Annotated in this window: 19 protein-coding genes and 1 pseudogene; 11 read left to right on the top strand and 9 right to left on the bottom strand. The window is 64.4% G+C overall.

The genetic code is table 11. From position 1 onward, the window contains the following. Window positions 1-12 precede the first annotated feature (12 nt). From NKI10_RS15620 to NKI10_RS15600, 5 genes are read right to left on the bottom strand one after another with little or no spacing between them, the layout of a single operon-like run. Entirely contained in the window at window positions 13-597 is a 585-nt protein-coding gene (locus tag NKI10_RS15620) for a sarcosine oxidase subunit gamma (protein ID WP_352860814.1), read from the bottom strand. Next, entirely contained in the window at window positions 590-3583 is a 2994-nt protein-coding gene (locus NKI10_RS15615) for a sarcosine oxidase subunit alpha (protein ID WP_352860812.1), read from the bottom strand. Before NKI10_RS15615 ends, NKI10_RS15620 begins: the two co-directional genes overlap by 8 nt. Next, window positions 3580-3891 (bottom strand): sarcosine oxidase subunit delta, encoded by a 312-nt coding sequence (locus tag NKI10_RS15610; RefSeq protein WP_023683197.1) that lies wholly within the window; start codon window positions 3889-3891, stop codon window positions 3580-3582. Before NKI10_RS15610 ends, NKI10_RS15615 begins: the two co-directional genes overlap by 4 nt. 12 nt (window positions 3892-3903) lie before the next feature. Then, a complete protein-coding gene (locus tag NKI10_RS15605; protein ID WP_023686459.1) occupies window positions 3904-4326 on the bottom strand; it encodes a hypothetical protein in 423 nt (140 codons plus the stop codon). Then, window positions 4326-5579 carry a sarcosine oxidase subunit beta gene (locus NKI10_RS15600; protein ID WP_352860810.1) on the bottom strand — a complete coding sequence of 418 codons (1254 nt, stop codon included), beginning with the start codon at window positions 5577-5579 and terminating at the stop codon, window positions 4326-4328. The genes NKI10_RS15605 and NKI10_RS15600 overlap by 1 nt, the downstream gene beginning before the upstream one ends. A 202-nt stretch (window positions 5580-5781) precedes the next feature. Between NKI10_RS15600 and NKI10_RS15595 the strand changes: the two genes are divergently transcribed. The 8 genes from NKI10_RS15595 to NKI10_RS15560 all read left to right on the top strand — a co-directional run bounded on the left by NKI10_RS15595 (window position 5782) and on the right by NKI10_RS15560 (window position 11979). Further along, entirely contained in the window at window positions 5782-6150 is a 369-nt protein-coding gene (locus tag NKI10_RS15595) for a YrdB family protein (protein WP_023683195.1), read from the top strand. A gap of 133 nt (window positions 6151-6283) precedes the next feature. Beyond that, entirely contained in the window at window positions 6284-7042 is a 759-nt protein-coding gene (locus NKI10_RS15590; RefSeq protein WP_352860808.1) for an SDR family oxidoreductase, read from the top strand. Window positions 7043-7147: 105 nt separating this feature from the next. Further along, window positions 7148-7534 carry an SET domain-containing protein gene (locus tag NKI10_RS15585; RefSeq protein WP_023671139.1) on the top strand — a complete coding sequence of 129 codons (387 nt, stop codon included), beginning with the start codon at window positions 7148-7150 and terminating at the stop codon, window positions 7532-7534. Between the two features lie 176 nt (window positions 7535-7710). Beyond that, window positions 7711-7989, top strand: coding sequence for a 30S ribosomal protein S21 (gene rpsU / locus NKI10_RS15580; RefSeq protein WP_023671138.1), 279 nt, complete (start codon window positions 7711-7713; stop codon window positions 7987-7989). A 203-nt stretch (window positions 7990-8192) separates the two neighbouring features. Further along, on the top strand, window positions 8193-9047 hold the full coding sequence (locus tag NKI10_RS15575) for a tetratricopeptide repeat protein (protein ID WP_023714058.1): 855 nt from the start codon (window positions 8193-8195) through the stop codon (window positions 9045-9047). Between the two features lie 258 nt (window positions 9048-9305). Further along, window positions 9306-9779, top strand: coding sequence for a DUF992 domain-containing protein (locus NKI10_RS15570; RefSeq protein ID WP_023671136.1), 474 nt, complete (start codon window positions 9306-9308; stop codon window positions 9777-9779). A gap of 89 nt (window positions 9780-9868) precedes the next feature. After that, window positions 9869-10348: a DUF992 domain-containing protein gene (locus NKI10_RS15565; protein ID WP_023671135.1), complete on the top strand. Its 480-nt coding sequence runs from the start codon at window positions 9869-9871 to the stop codon at window positions 10346-10348. A 194-nt stretch (window positions 10349-10542) separates the two neighbouring features. Next, window positions 10543-11979, top strand: coding sequence for an MFS transporter (locus NKI10_RS15560; protein ID WP_023740927.1), 1437 nt, complete (start codon window positions 10543-10545; stop codon window positions 11977-11979). A gap of 121 nt (window positions 11980-12100) precedes the next feature. On the opposite strand, the gene coaBC is transcribed toward NKI10_RS15560, so the two are convergent. The 3 genes from coaBC to ubiE all read right to left on the bottom strand — a co-directional run bounded on the left by coaBC (window position 12101) and on the right by ubiE (window position 16017). Next, the gene (coaBC, locus tag NKI10_RS15555; protein WP_352860804.1) at window positions 12101-13567 is read right to left on the bottom strand and encodes a bifunctional phosphopantothenoylcysteine decarboxylase/phosphopantothenate--cysteine ligase CoaBC; all 1467 of its coding nucleotides are present in this window, start codon (window positions 13565-13567) and stop codon (window positions 12101-12103) included. Between the two features lie 67 nt (window positions 13568-13634). Next, window positions 13635-15209 carry a 2-polyprenylphenol 6-hydroxylase gene (ubiB, locus tag NKI10_RS15550; RefSeq protein ID WP_023671132.1) on the bottom strand — a complete coding sequence of 525 codons (1575 nt, stop codon included), beginning with the start codon at window positions 15207-15209 and terminating at the stop codon, window positions 13635-13637. Window positions 15210-15240: 31 nt separating this feature from the next. Further along, window positions 15241-16017 carry a bifunctional demethylmenaquinone methyltransferase/2-methoxy-6-polyprenyl-1,4-benzoquinol methylase UbiE gene (ubiE, locus tag NKI10_RS15545; protein WP_023747104.1) on the bottom strand — a complete coding sequence of 259 codons (777 nt, stop codon included), beginning with the start codon at window positions 16015-16017 and terminating at the stop codon, window positions 15241-15243. Between the two features lie 134 nt (window positions 16018-16151). Between ubiE and NKI10_RS15540 the strand changes: the two genes are divergently transcribed. The 3 genes from NKI10_RS15540 to NKI10_RS15530 all read left to right on the top strand — a co-directional run bounded on the left by NKI10_RS15540 (window position 16152) and on the right by NKI10_RS15530 (window position 18554). Next, window positions 16152-17123 carry an adenosine deaminase gene (locus NKI10_RS15540; RefSeq protein ID WP_352860802.1) on the top strand — a complete coding sequence of 324 codons (972 nt, stop codon included), beginning with the start codon at window positions 16152-16154 and terminating at the stop codon, window positions 17121-17123. A 114-nt stretch (window positions 17124-17237) separates the two neighbouring features. Continuing rightward, on the top strand, window positions 17238-17867 hold the full coding sequence (gene upp, locus NKI10_RS15535) for a uracil phosphoribosyltransferase (RefSeq protein ID WP_023671129.1): 630 nt from the start codon (window positions 17238-17240) through the stop codon (window positions 17865-17867). A 129-nt stretch (window positions 17868-17996) separates the two neighbouring features. Further along, on the top strand, window positions 17997-18554 hold the full coding sequence (locus NKI10_RS15530) for a TIGR02281 family clan AA aspartic protease (RefSeq protein WP_352860800.1): 558 nt from the start codon (window positions 17997-17999) through the stop codon (window positions 18552-18554). Window positions 18555-18563: 9 nt separating this feature from the next. On the opposite strand, the pseudogene NKI10_RS15525 reads toward NKI10_RS15530, so the two are convergent. Then, window positions 18564-19077 (bottom strand): annotated as a pseudogene (locus NKI10_RS15525) (thymidine phosphorylase); the annotation flags it as partial.

The raw sequence follows: 19077 nt of genomic DNA, 5'->3' as shown, positions 1-19077 counted from the left end.
CGTCAAACGTTCCTACGCCGCCGCGTCGCTGGCTGCTTCCGACAGGAAAGTAAAGACATAGTCCGAGAAGGAACGCCAGCACTCGACCCGGAAGGCATCGGCTGCCGTGCGCAGCAGCAGGATTTCGCACTTGCCGAGAATGGTGCGCGACGCCGCGCGCACCGGAAAAGCCTCGAGCGACAAATCCTGCGGGCAGCCTGCATTGATCGCGGCGGCCGCCGCTGGGCCGGTGACGGCGAAGGCGACGTTGCGGTGCGAGATGCCGACCGCCGAATGCAATGCGGCAACCCCAGCACAATCGGCCAGCGGATCCTTGCCGGCCTCGTCGATGACCAGCCACTCGTCAGGGCCGAGCCACAGCGCCGTGCGGCCAGCCTTGGCCGCCGAAGTTTTCGGCTGCTTCGGCAAGGTCAGGCCGAGCGCCTTCGACAGCGCCGCGACGGAAGCCTCCGGCGCGCGCAGCGACATGCGCTCCGCCGGCGGCAGAACTTCGACCTTGACATCCGTTGCGGAAAGGACGCGTCCAGCCAGGGCCGGGCGGCGCTCGACGGACGGCGCTGCAGCTGAGGCCGTCTTCTTTGCAGCAGCCTTAGCCATTGAGGCGCCCTCCCGTGTCGTCGAAGAACACCATGCCGGTAACCTCCACTTCGATCACCCCGTTGGGCATCGGCACGTAGAGCGTCTCGCCCATCCGGTCGCGGCCGCCGGCAACCAGCGCCAGCGCGATCGAGCGACCGCAATTTTCCGACCAGTAGCTGGATGTGACGTGACCGATCATCTTCATCGGGATCGCCTGCTTCGGGTCGGCGACGATCTGCGCGCCTTCCTCAAGCACCACTTTCGGGTCCTTGGTCTTCAAGCCGACCAGCTGCTTGCGGCCCTTGGCGACCAGATCGGGCCGCGTCAGGCCGCGGATGCCGACGAAGTCGGTCTTCTTCTTGCCGACCGCCCAGTCGAGCCCGGCATCGTTCGGCGTCACCGTGCCGTCCGTGTCCTGGCCGACGATGATGTAGCCCTTTTCGGCGCGCAGCACGTGCATCGCCTCGGTGCCGTAGGCGACGGCGCCATGCTTTTGGCCTTCGGCCCACAGCGCTTCCCAGACGGCCTGGCCGTAGTCTGCCGGCACATTGACCTCGAAGCCGCGCTCGCCGGTGAACGACATGCGAAACAGCCTGGTCGGCACGCCGCAGATCTTGCCTTCGCGCACCGACATATGCGGCAGCGCCTCGTCCGACATGTCGATGCCTTCGACCAGCGGTGCAATGGTGTCTCGCGACTTCGGCCCCTGCACGGCGATGACCGCCCATTGTTCGGTGATTGACGTCAGCCAGACATTCAGATGCGGGAACTCGGTCTGGAGATAGTCCTCCATGTGGTTCATGACACGCGGCGCGCCGCCGGTTGTCGTCGTCACATGGAAACGATCCGGCGCCAGTCGGCCGACGACGCCGTCATCATAGATGAAGCCGTCCTCGCGCAGCATGATGCCATAGCGGCAGCGGCCGGGCTCAAGCTTCTCCCATGGATTGGTATAGAGCAGTTCCATGAACCTGGCCGCATCCGGCCCGACCACTTCGATCTTGCCCAGCGTCGAGGCGTCGAACAGACCGGCATTGCTGCGGACCGCGACGCATTCGCGGTCGACCGCCTTGTGCATGTCTTCGCCCGCCTGGGGGAAATACCAGGCGCGCTTCCACTGCCCGACATCTTCGAACACGGCGCCTTGCGCTTCGGCCCAGGGATGGATCGCGGTCTTCCGTGTCGGGTCGAACAGCGGACCGCGCGAATGGCTGACGATCGCGCCGAAAGTAACAGGCGTATAGGGTGCGCGGAACGTGGTCAGCCCGACCTCGGGGATCGGCTTGCCAAGCGTCTCGGCGGCAATCGCCAGGCCGTGCATGTTGGAGGTCTTGCCCTGGTCGGTCGCCATGCCGTTGGTGGTGAAGCGCTTGACGTGCTCGATCGAGCGCATGCCTTCATGCACCGCCTGGCGGATGTCCTTGGCGGTGACGTCGTTCTGGAAATCGACGAAGGCCTTGACCGTCTTGTCCGGCCCGGCGCCGGGCGCCGCGCCCAGCATGCCGCGCGACCAGCTTTCCGACGCGTCGACCTTCGGCTTTACGCCCTTGGCCACTTTGCCGCCCGCATCCTTCGCCGCCTTTGCGCCGGCCGCATAGGCCTCATCGATCGACGCCGAGAGCCCATCCGTACCGTTGCAGGCGCCGACCGAAACGCAGTCCTGCGCATAGATGCCCGGCACGAAGCGCTTGGTCTCGTCATTAAAGGCGACCTTGCCGCGCGACTGTGAGAACAGATGCACCGACGGCGTCCAGCCGGCCGACATCAGGATGGCGTCGACCGGAATGGTGCGCTCGCCGCCGCCATTTTTCGGCTGCACCGTCATCGAGGTCACGCGCAACTTGCCGCCGGCGCGGATCACCGCGCGGCCGAAATTGACCTCGATCCCGAGCGCCCTCGCCTCGTCGATCACAGGTCCGGTCGGATGGTCGCGCAGGTCGACGATCGCCGCCACGTTGACGCCGGCCTTCTTCAGGTCGATCGCGGCGGAGTAGGCCGAGTCATTTGCGGTGTAGACGCCGACATTTTTGCCGACCGCGACACCGTACTGGTTGAGATAAGTCCGCGCCGCCGAGGCCAGCATGATGCCGGGCCGGTCATTGTCGGCAAACACCATATGGCGTTCGATGGCGCCGGTCGCCAGCACCACGCGCTTGGCGCGTACCTGCCATAGGCGCTCGCGCGGCAAATCGTGGCCGGGGTTTTGCAGATGGTCGCTGACCCGCTCGACCAGGCCGACGAAGTTCTGCGCGTAGTAGCCGAACGCCGTCGTCCGCGACAAAACGCGGACATTGTCCAGGGCGGTGAGCTTGGCCACCGCGCCTTGCGCCCAGGCATAACCGTCCTGGCCGTCGATCTTCGCCCCGCTCTCGAAGCGCAGGCTGCCGCCGAAGCTGGCCTGTTCATCGGCGAGGATGACACGCGCGCCGGTTTCGGCAGCGGCGAGCGCTGCCGCAATGCCGGCCGCACCGCCGCCTAGCACCAGTACGTCGCAATGCGCATAGCGCGACGAATAATGGTCGGGATCTGGCTTGTCAGGCGAAACGCCGAGGCCGGCCGCGGCGCGGATCTTCGGCTCGTAGAGGCTCTTCCAGGCCGCCTTCGGCCACATGAAGGTCTTGTAGTAGAAACCGGCCGAAAACAGCGGCGATGCAATCTCGTTGACCGCGCCGACGTCGAAGGCGAGCGACGGCCAGCGGTTTTGCGAGTTGGCGACGAGCCCGTCATAGAGCTCCTGCACCGTGGCCCGGATGTTGGGCGCCTTGCGTGCCGCGTCGCGCTTGACCTCGACCAGCGCGTTGGGCTCTTCCGCTCCGGCCGACAGGAAGCCGCGCGGGCGGTGATACTTGAACGAACGTCCCACCAAATGCACGCCATTGGCAAGTAGCGCCGAGGCCAGCGTGTCGCCTTCGATGCCGGTGTAAGACTGGCCGTCGAAAGAGAACCGCGCGGTCTTCGCCTGGCTGAGACGGCCGGCGCTCGGAATGCGGAACGCGCCGCTCATTTGGAAGCCATTTCGTTGGAGTTTTTGGGCAGCTTGGACGGTTTCGGCTCGCCGGCTTTGTAAGTCATGACGAACTTGTCGGTGACGGTGTCGCGCACCGCATTGAAGAAGCGTGCGCAGCCATGGATGTGTCGCCAGCGCTCATAAATGATGCCCTTGGGGTTCGAGCGGATGAAGAAGAACTTTTCGAAGTCGTCGTCGCTCTCGCCCGCCATGTTGGCCGAACGCGCAATATGCGCCTCGCCGGCGTTACGGAACTCGAGCTCCGGGCGCTCTTCCTCGCAATAGGGGCAGCGGATGAGAAGCATTATCGTTCGTTCCTACAATTCGCCGTGGCCGACATGCGCGCCGGCCGGTTGGTTGCAAAGCCTCTGGCCCATCGCAGCAAAAGGCGCGACGAGCCGAATGCGCTCCTCTACACTTGCGGCGGGGCGAAACAGCTCGCGATACGCCATGTTGCCGATCGTGAGCTGAAACGGATCGGTCGTCACGATGACGCTGCGCGCATCGAATGTGTCGTCCTCGCCGAGATCGGAGGGCCTGTTCTCCATGAAGATGACCACCTTCTGGCCACCGCTCCACACGCATGCCAGAATGCCGGCGTCGATCGAAAACGGCCAATTGGCTTCGTTGCCGGCGCGGCTGATCGGCTGCGTCCGCACCTCGTCCGGTGACGGAAAATGGAACAGGTCCTGCTCCCCCGCCAGCACCAGCGGCACCGCTACAGCCAACTCCACCATCATCAGTGCGCCACCGCCGCCGCCGCTGCCTCGTCGATGAGGCGACCGGTGCGGAAGCGCTCGATGGTGAAGGGCGCGTTGATAGGATGCGGATCGTCCTTGGCAATCGTGTGGGCAAAGACATCGCCTGAGCCGGGCGTTGCCTTGAAGCCGCCCGTGCCCCAGCCGCAATTGACGTAAAGGCCGGGCACCGGCGTCTTGGCCAGGATCGGCGAACGGTCGGGCGTCACGTCGACGATGCCGCCCCACGAGCGCAGCATCTTCATGCGGGTGAAGATCGGGAACATCTCGCAGATGGCGTCGAGCGTGTGCTGCAGGATATGCAGGCCGCCGGTCTGCGAATAGGAGACATACTGGTCGGTGCCGGCGCCGATCACCAGTTCGCCCTTGTCGGACTGCGAGATATAAGCGTGCACCGTGTTCGACATAACCACGCACGGCACCACCGGCTTGACCGGCTCCGACACCAACGCCTGCAGGGGATAGCTTTCCAGCGGCATGCGCACGCCGGCCATGTTCATGATCACCGAGGAGTGGCCAGCAGCCACCACGCCGACCTTCTTGGCGCCGATGAAGCCGCGCGTCGTGTCGACGCCCATGACCGCGCCATTGGCCGCCCGCTTGACGCCGGTGACCTCGCAATTCTGGATGATGTGCACGCCGCGCGCCGAAGCGCCGCGCGCATAGCCCCAGGCCACCGCATCGTGACGCGCCGTGCCGCCTCGCCGCTGCAAGGCGGCGCCGACAACGGGATAGCGCGCCTGCCTGGAAATGTTGAGCGGCGGGCAGAATTCCTTCGCCTGCTCAGGCGTCAGCCATTCATTGTCGATGCCGTTGAGACGGTTGGCATGGACATGGCGCTTCAGCACCTGGATGTCGTGCACATTGTGCGCCAGCATCATGACGCCCCGCGCCGAATACATGACGTTGTAGTTGAGTTCCTGGGAGAGCCCATCCCACAGCTTCAGCGCATGGTCGTAAATGCCGGCGCTCTCGTCATAGAGATAGTTGGAGCGGATGATGGTGGTGTTGCGCCCGGTGTTGCCGCCGCCTAGCCAGCCCTTTTCCAGCACCGCGACATTGGTGATGCCGTGCACGGTGGCGAGATAGTAGGCGGTGGCCAGGCCATGACCGCCGGCGCCGACGATGATGACGTCATATTCCTTCTTCGGTTCCGGCGAGGACCATTGTTCCTCCCAGCCCTTGTGGCCGCGCATGGCCTCGCGGGCGATGGCGAATACCGAATATTTTTTCAACGTTCCAGCCTCGCAAATGGCGGTGGGGTATTTTACGCAGCCCCGGCGCGCGAGGTGTATCACTAGCGAAACGGCGCTTCCACCCTTGCGCTGTTTGCGACGGCGCTTGCCGTTTTGCGCCGCGGTGGAAAAGACCTGCCCGGGCTGGCAGGCATGGCTGCGTTCGGACACACTGGCGATCGCGAGACTCTGGAGGACGGATATGGGCAACGCCTGGTGGAATCTGACGTTGCGTTTCCTGCTGGAACTTGCCGCCTTGCTTGGCCTCGGCTTTGCCGGCTGGAGCCTCTCCGGCGGATGGTGGCGCTGGGTCCTCGCCTTGGCCTTGCCGTTCATTGCAGCTGCGCTGTGGGGAACCTTCGCGGTGCGCGGCGACCCGAGCCGGTCCGGACGCGCGCCGGTTCCTGTACCAGGCGCAGTCAGGCTGGTGCTTGAACTGGCCATCCTGTTTGGCGGTGCAGCCGGATTCTATGCCGCCGGTCACACAACCACGGGCGTTGTCATCACGCTGCTCATCGCCATCAGCTACGCATTTTCGCTCGATCGCCTCGGCTGGCTGCTGAAGCAATAGTCCGGCGCGCGGCGCTTGTGCCGCTGCGAAGCCATTCAGCAAGTCGAGCACGTATCGGGTGGCTAGCACCGTCCCGAACTGCGATCAACATCCCGGTTGCCGGCACAGCCGGCGCGATGAAAGGATGTAAAAAATGTTCGCACTCACCAATAAAATAGCGATCGTCACCGGCGCCAGTTCCGGCATCGGCCGCGCCACCGCAAAACTCTTCGCCGAAGAAGGCGCCAGGGTCGTCATCGCCGCCCGCCGCCAGGCCGAACTCGATGCGCTGGTCGTCGAAATCGAGGACGCCGACGGCACGGCAGTCGCGCTTGCCGGCGATGTCCGCGACGAAGCCTATGCAAAAGCCCTCGTCGATCTCGCCGTCGAAAAATTCGGCGGGCTCGATATCGGCTTCAACAATGTCGGCTCCGTCGGAACGATGGGTCCGATTTCGGAACTGTCGCTGGACGGATGGCGCGAGACGCTCGACGCCAATCTGACCAGCGCCTTTCTCGGCGCGAAATACCAGGTGCCGGCGATGGTCGAACGCGGCGGCGGATCGCTGATCTTCACCTCGACCTTCGTCGGTCACACAGTCGGCATGCCGGGCATGACCAGCTATGCCGCGAGCAAGGCCGGACTGATCGGCCTGACGCAGGTACTGGCCGCCGAATACGGCCCCAGGGGCGTGCGGGTCAACGCGCTGATGCCGGGTGGCACCGACACCCCGTCGGCAACATTCAAGACGCCGGAATCACGCGCTTTCGTGGAAAACCTGCATGCCTTGAAACGTGTCGCTGTGCCTGAAGAGATCGCCCGCGCTGCGCTCTTCCTGGCATCGGATGCGTCGAGCTTCACCACAGGATCGGCGCTGTTTGCCGATGGCGGCGTCTCGATCACCCGGACGTGAAGCATTTCGCGGGCCATCGCCCGCGCCGATCAGCCATAGACCCCGAAACCGGACTTGCTTTTTCCACGCGATTTGGCGATTCGGTTTCGGGTGAGGAGGACGGACATGCTGCTGATCAGGACCTATGTCGCCCAGAGCGCAATCGAAGGCGTCGGCGTGTTCGCCGCCGAGCCGATCAGGAAGGGCGCCTCGATATGGCGGCTCGATCCGGATTTCGACCGGCTGATCCCGATGGACAAATACGAGGCGGCGCCGCCGCACCTCAAGGAATTGCTCGACCGCTATGCCTATCCGAGCCCCGACCGTCCCGGCTTCATGGTCTATGAAGTCGATAATGGCCGCTTCATGAACCACGCCGAGCGGCCGAACACGGATTTTTCGCAATATGGCGGCGCCACCGCCACTCGAGATATATCAGCCGGCGAGGAAATTACCTGCGATTACGGCGAATTCTTCGAGGATTTCGCACGGCTCCATCTGGCCAGCGCCTAGTTGGCGCCCTATCTCGGGGCTGCCGTGGCAAATTGGCGGTTGTCCTTCATTTCCAGTGTGGACAGCGCGGCCTGATTCTGCTATCAGCCGCCACAATTCGTGGTGTAAAGCGCCGCGGAGGCATGTGGCTATGGTCACTTGCCTGTTGATATCAAACCCGAAAGACAGGATTGCCCGTGCAGGTACTCGTCCGCGACAATAACGTTGATCAGGCGCTTCGCGCTCTCAAGAAGAAGATGCAGCGCGAAGGCATTTTCCGCGAAATGAAGATGCGCGGCCATTACGAGAAGCCTTCCGAGAAGCGCGCCCGTGAAAAGGCCGAAGCCGTTCGCCGCGCCCGCAAGCTGGCCCGCAAGCGCGCCCAGCGCGAAGGCCTGCTGCCGATGACGCCGCGCCCGGTTGCTGCCGGCGCCGCCGGTGGTCCTGGTGGTGCTCCGCGTCCGCCGCGGTTCTGACGCCAATTTTTCGTCCTTTTCGAAGGATACTCTGAGGTGGCGCGATGCGGAATCGCCGCCACCTTTTTGTTTGGAGCGCCGCCATTCTGTTGGAGGGCGTTCCCTTGAATGCGCAAACCGCGTTCTAGATTTTGTTACGACAATCTGTGACCCGGCCCGGAGGGGGACCTGGACGGCGCGGCTGAAGTGAGGACAGGGCAGACATGAACGCAATCGGCGTAGAGCGCAGAACCACAATGCGCGGTTTGGCCCTGGCGGCAGCCCTGATGTCCGGCCTGGTGCTGGCCGGTTGCCAGAGCGTTCCGACCGGCGAATTCAACAACATCGACAAGGCGCAAGGCTCGAGCGAGAACATCTCCTCGCTGTCGGCGGTGATCCAGCGCAATCCGCAGGATCCGGAAGGCTACAATGTGCGCGGCTCGGCCTATGGCCGTGGCGGCCAGTATCAGGCGGCGCTGAAGGATTTCGACACCGCCATCCAGCTCAACCCGAATTTCTACCAAGCCTATTCGAACCGGGCGCTGATCCAGCGCTTCCTCGGCAACCAAGCGGCCGCCCTTGCCGACTACAACCGCTCGATCCAGATCAATGCAAATTATGACGCCGCCTATATCGGCCGCGGCAACCTTTATCGCAAGGCAGGCCAGACCCAGCAGGCCTTCAACGATTTCCAGAAGGCGATCCAGCTCGACACCACGGATGCCCGCGCCTACCACAATCGCGGCCTGATCTATCAAAGCCAGGGCCAGCACAAGTTTGCCATCGAGGATTTCTCGACCGCCATCTCGCTGGCGCCGGACGCCGCCGAACCCTACAACGGCCGCGGCCTCTCCTATCTCGCCATGAATGACGAGGACAACGCCTTCTCCGACTTCAACATGGCCATCAAGCTCGACGGCAAGAACGCCGAAGCCTGGTCCAACCAGGCGCTGATCTACGAGCGCCGCGGCGACAAGGTCAAGGCCTCGAAGGCCTACCGCGAAGCCGTCCATCTCGACCCGACCTACCAGCCGGCCAAGGACGGCCTGTCGCGCACATCGGGCGCCACCGCCGGCTGAGATGCAGCCGGCGCGCCGCCATCCGCGGCCTTTTATAACAACGTTCCATTCCTGATGCAGTGCCCCGCTTGAGCGGTTTCTCCCCGGGAAAGCGCAGAGCGCTTCCGCTAGGGATGCGTATCCAGAAAACCCCACTATCACCCAATCTTAACCACCGGGGGCAAAGCGTTAACCCCTGCCTTGATCGCGCCAAGTTTTCAGCGGAACGCTCCGGGCCATTCAACCGTTGTTGAAGGCATTTTTCGAAAGGACTGACCCATGATCAAGAAAATCATCTGTGCCGCGGCACTTGCCACGACGCTGCTTGCCGTTCCCGCCAGCGCCGGCAAGCTTCAGCTCGGCACGCTCGATTGCACCATCGACGGCGGCGTCGGTTACGTCATCACGTCGAACAAGGGCGTCGACTGCACGTTCCGTCCTTATCACCATGGGCCGTCCGAGAAATACACGGGGATGATCTCCAAGCTCGGCGTCGATCTCGGCCAGACGCATCAGGGCCAGCTGGTGTGGGCGGTTCTGGCCGCCACCCGCGGCCATGACGAGGGCGACCTTGCCGGCCATTATTACGGCGTCAACGCCGAGGCGAGCGTGGTGACCGGCGGCGGCGCCAATCTGCTGGTCGGCGGGCTGGACGGCGCCTTTGTGCTGGAGCCGCTCAGCGTCCAGGCGCAGACCGGCGTCAATGTAGCGGTCGCCGTGACCTCCCTGGAGCTGATCCACTCGTTCAAATAAGCATCGGCAAATAAGGATCGACTGATCCCTCTACGCGCGGCGCGGAACAGGTTACTGTTTCGCGCCGCATGCTTTTTGGGGGATCCGCCGTGCTGAAACCAGCCATCGCCGCCGCTATCACCATCATCTGTACCGCCCAAGCCCAAGCGCAAGGCCAGGGTATCGAACTCGGTGTGCTCGATTGCGCCATCGGCGGCGGCACCGGCTTCATCTTCGGCTCCAGCAAGGATCTGAGCTGCACCTTCACGCCGGCCGACAAGAGCTTTTCGCCGGAAGCCTATTTCGGCGCCGTCAACAAATACGGGCTCGACATCGGCACCACCAAGCAGACCGTCATGCAATGGCTGGTGCTGACGCCGCTGAGGAACATCTATGCGCCCGGCGCGTTGGCCGGCGACTATATCGGCGCCAGCGCCGAAGTGACCGCGGCGGTCGGCGCCGGCGCCAATCTCCTGGTCGGCGGCTCCTCGCAGGCCTTCACTCTGCAGCCGCTCAGCCTGCAGACGCAGACCGGTATCAACATTGCCATCGGCGTCAGCCAGTTTCAGCTGCGCAGCATTGAGAACTGACCGGCGCATCAAGCGGAGAGGTTTCCGGCCAATCTCGACCGTCTGCACTTCGATAAAAAGCCACTTGAGCTCAACTGCGCTTGAGGTTTTACAACTCGCCTGACTGAAACAGCGCGCATGGCCCCGCCGGAAAGCCCCCACTGGCTTCTGGCGCCATGCGCCGGCATCGAGATATGCAAAGGCAGGGTAAAAGAATGACTGAAATCACCAGCAACAAGGTCGACTGGCGGGCATTGTGGGCAAGCGGCGACCTCGCGCGCTTCTGCTTTATCAGCCTCGGCATCCTGCTGCACGCCACCAACGAGACGATGGTGGCGACGGTCATGCCGGCCATGGTCGGGGACCTCGCCGGTGTGCAGTTCGTCGGCTGGTCGCTGGCCGTCTACGAGCTCGGCGCCATTGTCGCCGGCGCAGCGGCCGGGCGGCTGGTCAGCTATGTCGCTCTACGCTCCAACGTCACGGTCGCCGCCCTGCTCTATGCCGTGGGCGCACTGATCTGCGCCACCGCGCCGTCCATGCCGGTGTTTCTTGGCGGCCGTCTGGTCGAGGGTCTCGGCGGCGGTGCGCTGGTGTCGCTGGCCTTCGTCTCGGTCGAGCGGCTGTTTAACCGCAGCATCTGGCCACAGCTGTTCGGCATCATGTCGGCGATCTGGGGCGTCGCCGCCTTCAGCGGCCCGATGCTCGGCGCGATCATGGTCGAGCTCCTGTCCTGGCGCTGGGCCTTCGGCGTCTTCGTGCTGGGTGGCATCGCCATGGCATCGGCAAGCTTCATCGTCCTGAACACGCCGGAAGCGACGAAGCCGCAAGCCGCCGCCGGCACCTCGCCGCCCTTCCCCTTTGCAGCACTTGGCTGCCTCGCCATCGCCGTCGTGCTGATCGCCACCGCAGGCGTCGACGTCGCCTTGCTTCGATCGTCGCTGCTGCTGGTCCTCGGCCTCGCCGGCCTGGCGCTGTTCGTTTTCGTCGACGCCATGAAGCCGCAATCGCGACTGTTCCCGTCGGGCCTGTTCTCATGGCGCTCGCCGGTCGGCAGCGGCATGAGCATGGTTGCCGCCTTCTCGGTGGCGACAGTCTCTTTTTCCATCTACGGGCCGCTTCTGCTTACCACGCTGCACGGCATCCCGATCCTGACCACAGGCTACATCATCGCCGCCGAATCGATCGCCTGGTCAATCCTGTCGATCGCCGTCGCCAATGCGCCGCTGCAGCGCGAACGGCAGATCCTCGTCATCGGCGCGCTGATGATTGCAGCCGGCCTCGCCGGTTTCGCCTATGCCATCCCCGCCGGCTCGATCCCGGTGATCCTGCTCTGCGCTTTGTTGCAAGGCGGTGGCTTCGGCGTGTCATGGCCCTTCCTGACCCGCATCATCGTCGCCTCGGCCCGCGACGGCGAGCAGACGATCGCCTCGGCCGCCGTGCCGACCATGCAGCGCATCGGCTACGCCGTGGGCGCCGCCATGGCCGGCATCATCGCCAATGCCAGCGGCTTTTCGGACGGGCTGAACCGCGAGGCAGCAGCCCACGTCGCCGGCTGGCTGTACCTGGCCTTCGTGCCACTTGGCATTGTCGGTTGCCTGGCGGCGTTGAAGATGGCTTTGGCGGCACGCCGGCCGCAATTGGCGACAGGCTGAGGGCACGGCGGATGGAGAATTTGGCGACAGCATTCCGCCGGCGCTGTCGGCGTCAAATGCCCTCGACCACAAGGCTGCTTGCAAGACCATGGCCCGTGCCTGATTGCGGACCGGCGGCCGCTCAGGCTTGCAAACGCTCGGCGATGAGCGCGGCGAGCCGCGCCGCCACCTCGTCCTTGCCCATCTCAGGCCATTCCTCGACGCCGTCCTCCGAGACGATGCGCACCTTGTTGCGGTCGCCGCCCATGACGCCGGTGGGGCCGACGCCGCTTTCATGCGAGACATCGTTGGCGACAATGAAATCGGCGCCCTTCTTCTTCAGCTTGGCCTCGGCATTGGCAATCAGGTCCTGCGTCTCGGCGGCGAAGCCGACAACCAGCCCCGGCCGTTGCCCGTGATGACCGACGCCGGCGAGAATGTCGGGGTTTTCGACCATTTGCAGCGCCGGTGGGCCCTGGCCCGCCACCTTCTTGATCTTCTCGCCGGCCGTGCCAGCGGTGCGCCAGTCGGCGACGGCAGCTACGAAGACCGCGGCGTCCGCCGGCAACAACTGTTCGACGGCCGCTTTCATCTCGGCCGCGGTCTCGACATGTGTCGTCACAACGCCGGCCGGATCGGCAATGCCAACCGGACCGGAGACCAGGCGTACATCCGCGCCCAGTCTTGCCAGCGCTGCCGCAATCGCATGGCCCTGCTTGCCCGAAGAGCGGTTGGCGATGTAGCGCACCGGGTCGATCGGCTCATGCGTCGGCCCCGAGGTGACGATGATCCTGCGGCCGGCCAGCGGCTTCGGCCTGCTGTCGAGCAGTGCCTCGATCACTGCCACGATCTCCAGCGGCTCGGCCATGCGGCCCTCGCCCGCCTCGTTGCTTTCCGCCATCTCGCCCTTGGCCGGGCCGACGAAGGCGATGCCATCCTTGGCGAGCGTCGCCCGGTTGCGGCTCGTCGCGGCATGCGACCACATTTTCGGGTTCATCGCCGGCGCCATCAGCACCTTCTTGTCGGTGGCGAGCAGCACCGTCGAGGCCAGATCGTTGGCATGGCCGTTGGCGAGCTTGGCCATCAGATCGGCAGTGGCCGGCGCCACTACCAGAAGGTCGGCCTCGCGCGACAGGCGGATATGGCCGACATCGTGCTCGTCATTGCGGTCGAACAATTCGCTGAAGACATGGTCGGCCGAAAGCGCGCCGACCGAAAGCGTGGTGACGAACTCCTGCGCCGCCGATGTCATCACGACGCGCACCGCCGCACCGCGCTCGCGCAGCCGGCGGATCAGGTCCAGCGCCTTGTAGGCGGCGATGCCGCCGCCGATGATCAGCAGGATGCGCTTGCCGTCGAGGGTTTTGTGCGTTTTTGTGGATTGACCTCGCTCGGGCAGATCGATGTCAAAACCTCCATGAGGCTCAACCAAGCGGCGGATTGTTGCATAGAGGGTTTCGCTCTCGGGCATGCCGGCTTCCGCCGACAGCACGCTTTTGGCAAGCGCATCACGCGCCTCTTCCTCCATCGACACCCCGCGCGCCGCAGCGCGCTCACGCAATTTCTGCTTCACGTCGTCAGCTAGATTGCGGACAGTAATGGTGCCCATGACTTGCTCCGCGACATCAATGGCGCGACTGCAACGCTAGCACCACCGTTGCTAGCGTTGCAAGCGATCAGAGCAGCTTCCACGCGATGTAAACCAGCGTCAGCGCGATCACCCACAGCGCCAGCCGGCCCGAGCGGGTGTAACGGGCTTCGGCCTTGCCGATGGCGCGCGATGTCGCCTCGTCGAAGCGCAGGCCGTGCTCCGCCATAAAATCGATCTCGCGTGACAGCCGCTCGGTGCGAGCGGCAAGATCGGGCGCCTGGCGGGCCAGCGCCAGCAGCGCCTTGGCGCCGTCGCGCGCGTCCATCAGCAGGCCGCTCGGCCCGAGATTGCCGGCGATCCACTGGCCGACCACCGGCTCGGCCGTCTTCCACATGTTGAAGGCCGGGTCGAGCGTGCGCGCGACGCCTTCGACCACCACCATGGTCTTCTGCAACAGGATCAGTTCCGACCGCGTGGCCATATCGAACAGTTCGGTGACCTCGAAGAGCAGCGTCAGAAGCTTCGCCATCGAGATGGTTTCAGCCGGCTGGCCATGGATCGGCTCGCCGATCGCGCGAATGGCCTGCGCGAAAGCCGCGACATTGTGCTGACGCGGCACGTAGCCGGCCTCGAAATGCACCTCGGCGACGCGCAGATAGTCGCGCGTGATGAAGCCGTAGAGGATTTCGGCGAGGAACCGGCGCTCCTTCTTGCCGAGCCGTCCGGCAATGCCGAGATCGACGGCGACGATATTGCCATTGGCCTCGACGAACAGATTGCCTGGATGCATGTCGGCATGGAAGAAGCCGTCGCGGAGCGTGTGACGCAGGAACGACTGGATCAGGTTGGTGGCGATCGCCTTCAGATCGTGCCCCGCCGCCGCGAGGCCGGCGATGTCGTTCATCTTGACGCCGTCGACCCATTCCATGGTCAGCACATCGCGCCCGGTGCGCTCCCAGTCGACCGACGGCACGCGGAAGCCCGGATCGTCCTTGGTGTTTTCGCCCAGTTCCGAAAGTGCGGCCGCCTCGAGGCGAAGATCCATCTCGATCTTGGTGGTCTGCGCCAGCGTCTCGGTCACCTCGACCGGCCGCAGCCGGCGCGACGACGGGATGTATTTCTCCTGCAGCCGGGCGGCGAGGAAATAGCTTTCGAGATCCTGAAAGAAGCGGCGGCGCACGCCAGGCCGGATCACCTTCACCGCCACCTTGGTATCGACACCGTCATGCATGGCCTGCGCGGGATGGACCTGGGCGATGGAGGCCGCCGCGACCGGCCCGCCGAACTGCGTATAGAGTTCGCCGATCTTGCGCCCGAGCGAGCCCTCGATCGCCGCCACCGCTTCCGCCTGCGAAAAAGTGTGCATCTTGTCCTGCAGCATGGCGAGGTCGAGCGCCATGTCGTTGCCGACGACATCGGGCCGCGTCGCCAGGAACTGGCCGAGCTTGACGTAGGAGGGTCCAAGCCGGACCACCGCCTTGGCCAGCCGGTCGCTGCGCTCATAAGCGAGTGCGCGGCGGCGGGTGAAGAGCCGGGCCATGCGCCAGCCGAATTTCGGCAGGCCGCCGAGTTCGTCGCCCGGCAATGCTGCGATCACGCCTTCGCGAACCAGCACCCAGCCGGCCCGTGCGAGCCGAAAGGCGGCGCCGACGCTGCTCATCGCCTACCCTGCTGCTGCAAACTGTGGTGCCTCAAAGCTTCCAGCCCGAATGCAGGGCGGCAATGCCGCCGGAATAGTTGCGGAACGACACGCGCTCGAAGCCCGCGCGGGTGATCATGGCAGCAAAGTTCTGCTGATTGGGAAATTTGCGGATCGATTCGACCAGGTAGGAATAGGGTTCGCCCTCGCCCGTCACCATCTTGCCGATCTGCGGAATGGCGTTGAACGACCAGGCTTCGTAGACCTTGTCCAGCAGCGGCATCTCGACCTCGGAAAACTCCAGGCACAGGAACCGTCCGCCGGGCTTCAGCACGCGAAAGGCTTCCGTCAGCGCGACATCGATGCGCGGCACGTTGCGGATGCCGAATGCGATGGTGTAGGCGTCAAAGGTGCTATCGGTGAAAGGCAGTTCCTCGGCATTGGCCTCGACGAAATCGGTGTTGCCGGACAGGCGCTTTTTCTCCGCGCGGTCACGGCCGACGCTGAGCATCGAGCCGTTGATGTCGAGCACCGTGGCATGCGTGTTGCCATGGCTGGCGTCTACAATGCGGAAGGCGATGTCGCCGGTGCCGCCCGCCACGTCAAGCACTTTCCAGCCCGGACGTTTCGGCGGATTGAGCCATGTCACCATGGCATCCTTCCACAGCCGGTGCAGCCCGGCCGACATCAGGTCGTTCATCAGGTCGTAGCGGTTCGCCACCTTGTGGAAAACATCGTTGACCAGAGGCTGCTTGTCGCCTGGCCCTACCTTCTTGAAACCATAGGAGGTTTCCATGCCGCCCGCGGCCGTGGTTCTCTCAACTGACATTATTTTGATCCGTCATAAAACCGGCGGGACCATAGCCGATCGATGGTGCGGGCGCTATTGTTTAAGGCGCGGTGTTCGGCCGCGCTTCCAGGTGGTGGGCTTTACGGCCTGGACTGATGAGACGGGATAACTGCATGCCTTTGAAAGCAGAACTGCACTGCCACATCGAGGGGGCAGCGGCGCCCGAACTCGTCATCCGTCAGGCGCAGAAATACGGCAAGGACACCTCGCCCTATATCCAGAACGGCTCCTTCGTCTGGCATGATTTCACCTCGTTCCTGGCGGCTTATGATTTTTCCGCCGACCTGTTCCGCACCGAGGAGGATTATGCCCGCCTCGCCGACCATTATCTGACCAGCCTTGCCCGCGACGGCGCCATCTATTCCGAGGTCTTCACCTCGCCCGACCATGCCGTCAGGGCCGGCCTGTCGCCCAAGGCCTATACCGATGCGCTCGGCGAAGGCATGCTGCGCGCCAAAGCCAAGACCGGCATCGAGGGCCGCATGATCGTCACCGGCGTACGCCATGTCGGCGTCGAGTCGATCGAGCAGGCGGCGCGCTTTGCGGCGCGCTGCGGAAATCCGCTGGTCACCGGCTTCGGCGTCGCCGGCGACGAGCGCATGGGCGAGATGGAGGATTATGTCAGGGCCTTCGAGATCGCCCGCGAAGCCGGCCTTGGCATCACCATCCATGCCGGCGAGTTGACCGGGTGGGAGACGGTGCAGGCCGCACTCGACCACATCCGCCCCTCGCGCATCGGCCATGGCGTGCGCGCCATCGAAAATCCCGACCTGGTGCGCCGCATCGCCGATGAGGGCATCGTGCTCGAATGCTGCCCCGGCTCCAACATCGCGCTCAAAGTCTACGACAGTTTCGCCGATCACCCTTTGCCTGCCCTGCAGGCGGCCGGCTGCAAGGTGACGCTGAACTCCGACGACCCACCCTATTTCTGGACCTCGCTGAAGCGCGAATACGACATCGCCGCCGAGCATTTCGCCATGAACGAAAAGGCGCTGGCCGCCATCACCCGAACCGCGATCGAGGCGGCTTTCGTCGACAGGAAAACGAAAAGCGCGCTGCTTGCCCGGCTCGATGCGAAGAGGTGAATGGTTTGCCGGCTCTTCGGCCTTCCAACCGCAATGATTGAGCCATCGGGACTCGCAAACCTGCTCACTATTCACTATTCACTATTCACTATTCACCATTCACTGGAGCAACCCATGCAGGGCGTCACCGTCGTCGACCACCCGCTTGTCCAGCACAAGCTGACCATCATGCGCAAGAAGGAGACGTCGACCGCCGGCTTCCGGCGACTGCTCCGCGAGATCTCGCTCCTGCTCGGCTACGAGGTCACCCGCAACCTCGAACTGACGACGACGACCATCGAAACGCCGATGGAAACCATGGAAGCGCCGACGCTGGAGGGCAAGAAGCTGGTCTTCGCCTCGGTGCTGCGCGCCGGCAATGGCCTGCTCGAAGGCCTGCTCGACCTGGTCCCGGCGGCCCGCGTCGCGCATGTCGGCCTCTACCGCGATCACGAAACGCTGGAGGCGGTGGAATATTTCTTCAAGGCGCCGAGCGATCTCGCCGACCGGCTGGTGATCGTCGTCGATCCGATGCTGGCGACCGCGAACTCGGCCATCGCGGCCATCGACAAGCTGAAGGAGCGCGGAGCCACCAACATCCGTTTCCTTTGCCTGCTGGCGGCGCCAGAAGGCATCGAGCGCTTCACCAAGGCGCATCCGGATGTCCCGGTCTTTACCGCTTCCATCGACCGCCAGCTCAACGAGAAGGGCTACATCATGCCCGGCCTCGGCGATGCCGGCGACCGCATGTACGGAACCAAATGACGGCGGCTGGCAAGGCCAGCTGGCATCCAGTCGTTTACCGCCCGTTTACGCAAAGCCGCGGTTTCGGGTTGGCGTTAAAGCGGCACACACCATACGTGGGCAAAAATGGGCCTTCACGAAGGTCCATTCATGCTGCGCAAGCTTCTCATTCTGGGCGTGTTCGCCGGAACGTCGGCATCGATCCCGATCGTCTATCAGTCGAACCCGCAGATTCTCGACAACCTGTTGAAGTCGACCGTCGCCGGCAAGCCGCAACCGCAGCCCGAGCTGAGCCTCGCCTCGGTTCCCGACAAGCCGGCCGCACCGCTGCCCACCGGTCGCAAGGTCCTGGTGGCGGCCGACGAGCGCGGCCATTTCACCTCCGCCTTCAAGCTCAACGGCCGCCAGGTCGACGGCATGATCGACACCGGCGCCACTTTGGTCGCCATCAACACCTCGACGGCGCGCCGCATCGGCATCTCGCTCAACCCGTCGGATTTCAGCCATCAGGTCAACACCGCCAATGGCGCGATCAGGGCCGCTGTGGTCAACATCGACCGCCTGCAGATCGGCATGATCAGCGTCGACAACATCCAGGCCGTGGTCCTCGACGACAAGGCGCTGCGCACCAACCTGATCGGCATGAGCTTTTTGCAGCGGCTGGCAAAATACCAGGTCGAAAACGGCACACTGTTGCTGGTGCAGTAGCGCCTTCCGCTACCCGCGCGGCAGCACGCGCCGGATGACAGTCTTGTCGGCGGCTGGTTTCGACGCCCCGATCGTATAGGCCGAAAGCACGGCGGCTGCGGCCGCTTCGGCCTCCGCTTGCGTGCGGGCGTGGACGAGCGCCAGCGGCTCGCCGGTCCGCACCTCGGCGCCGAGCGGCAGCAGCCTGGTGATGCCGACCGCATGGTCGATCCTGTCGTCCGGCCGCGTACGCCCGCCACCGAGCCCGACCACGGCAAGGCCGATATCGCGGGTGGCAATGCCGGTGGCAAAGCCGTTGCCTGCCGCCTTGACCGCAAACTCCACCGCCGCTTTCGGCAGGTATTTTTCCGGCTTCTCGACGAAATCGGCGGGACCGCCAAGGGCTGCGACCATACGTGCGAAGGCGGCCGCCGCCCGGCCGCCCGGCACCCGCAAGGCCGGCCCGCCGAAGCCCTCCTCAATGTGCGACCCCCCCCCCCCCGCTTGGAACAAAACCGCCGCCCGCCCCCGCCTAACCACCGCC

The organism is Mesorhizobium sp. M0802 (assembly GCF_040320115.1).
GTDB lineage: Bacteria > Pseudomonadota > Alphaproteobacteria > Rhizobiales > Rhizobiaceae > Mesorhizobium.
This window is presented reverse-complemented; position numbering and strand designations above follow the sequence as displayed.